Genomic DNA, 209 nt, shown 5'->3' with positions numbered 1-209 from the left:
CACACCGCGCAGCTGCAGAGGGAAGGCGACGTTCTCGCTGACGGTCATGTGCGGGAAGAGCAGGTACTGCTGGAAGACGAAACCGAAGTCCCGCTTGCCGGGGTTGAGCTTGGTGATGTCCCGGCCGTCGACGGTGATGGTGCCGGAGTCGGGCTCGGTGAACCCGGCGAGCATCATCAGCGTGGTGGTCTTCCCGGAGCCGGAGGAGC

General features: G+C 65.6%; 1 protein-coding gene. It reads right to left on the bottom strand.

All coding sequences use genetic code 11. The features are described 5' to 3' along the window. Positions 1–209 (bottom strand): ATP-binding cassette domain-containing protein (locus IO24_RS0140255; protein ID WP_031144928.1); only part of this gene is annotated, 209 nt, incomplete at both ends.

Source organism: Streptomyces flavovariabilis, from assembly GCF_000725785.1.
GTDB classification, from domain to species: Bacteria; Actinomycetota; Actinomycetes; order Streptomycetales; family Streptomycetaceae; genus Streptomyces; species Streptomyces hawaiiensis.
The sequence above is the reverse complement of the archived record's forward strand: the minus strand, read 5'-3'. Positions and strand labels throughout refer to the sequence as shown.